The 1,580-nt window shown below is 34.2% G+C and carries 1 protein-coding gene; it reads right to left on the reverse strand.

What is annotated here, in order from left to right:
- Positions 1–103 precede the first annotated feature (103 nt).
- Complete coding sequence (locus tag HT729_RS11375; protein WP_000266843.1) at positions 104–1,231, reverse strand: site-specific integrase; 1,128 nt, start codon at positions 1,229–1,231, stop codon at positions 104–106.
- Positions 1,232–1,580: the final 349 nt, after the last annotated feature.

Here is a 1,580-nt window from a genome sequence, read left to right on the forward strand (position 1 = left end):
AGCCGATGAATTATAACGATATAAAGCAACCCCTTGAATTATCAATGTCTTCAAGGGGTTTTGTTGTGTTGTGAAATAAAAAAGGGGCAACCAAGGGGCAGAATTAAAAAATAGTATCTAATTTATTGACCAATTTATCCTCCATATCCTCAGTAGTATGAGAATAGATTTCCAAAGTCATTTTTGCATTTGAGTGTCCAACTCGATCCATTATTGATTTTATTGGAAGGCCAGACTCTGCTAAAAACGAAATATGAGAATGCCTAAAAATATGGCTAGATAAGTTTTTTTCTATTTTGGCCTGTTTTCCATATTTTTTTAATATCTGTATGAAGCAAGCTATTGTTGTAGGTTGATTCCATTTTTCAAAACAGAAAATATAATCATCGCTTGACAATGGCTGGAAACGTTCGCTAAGTCGTACTATTTGTCTTTGAATAGCTTCTATGACACTCTCTGATACTTTGATTGTCCGTATTGAATTTGTAGTCTTTGGTAGCGTCTTGATTTTGTTTACTGAATCAAAATTACCTGTGATCTCAATTTTGTTGTTTTCGAAGTCTATATTCTTCAGTTGTAAGGCAGTTAACTCACCATATCTCATACCAGTTAATGCCAGCACAAGAACCATATCAGCGTACTTTTGGTGATATTCTCGACGATTAAGGACATCGATAAGCGCTTTTATTTCTTGCATGGTGAGAAAGTTGTTACGCTTTTTTTCCAGTTCTTCTAAAGTCTTTGGTTTTTGAGGAATCGTAGTATAATCGACCTCGTTGTTTTCAATGTAAGAGTATTGAACAGCGTAATTAAAGATACCTCTGAGCCTATGCCGTACTTTTTTAGCTGTAATATATCCGTTGCTTTCAATAATTTTTTCAATAGCCTCTTGAAGAAAACGCCTGTCAAGATTAGCAAGTATGGTATCGGATGGTATGATTTCCTTCATCTTCTTATCAACTGATTTACAATTATGTTTTGTTGATTCCTTTACTGTTTGCGCCCATGATTTATAGAAAAGGTTATAGATTTCTTCAAATGTAATGCTTTCTACTTGTTTTGTGCTGAGTTTTTTATTTATCTTTTCCTGCAGTAAGATAGCAGCTTGATTTCTTGCCTGGGGAGTTTTCTTCTCCATCGTGACTGAAACTTTTTTTAATTTCTCAGTATATGGATCTTTATATCGCTCAAAAAATTTGTATTTTCCGTTGGGAAGTTCTTCCATCCACATTGTATTTACCTCACTTTTTTGATAAAATGGGTATAGTAAAGAGGGCTTTTAATGCCTTTTACTATACTGGATATCCTCACACTCAGAGTCGCCAAACTTTGCGAGTGTGGGGATTTTTTTGAGTTGTTTCCAAAATGGAAACAGTTGCTAGATAAAAAGAAAAGTAGTCGTATCAAATACGGCTACCATCACGTTATGGATCTAAAATCCAAACCTAAACTTTATGGAGCTAAACTCCTGATAGCTGTATTGTAATATAATTTTCAAAAAATATCAATTTTGCACAATAGACCTATGGGATGAGGTTGCTATTGGCGAATATGGGGGTGTTTTTGTTTATTTCAAGTAT

This window comes from Streptococcus sp. 79 (genome assembly GCF_013277425.1).
Classification (GTDB): domain Bacteria; phylum Bacillota; class Bacilli; order Lactobacillales; family Streptococcaceae; genus Streptococcus; species Streptococcus pseudopneumoniae.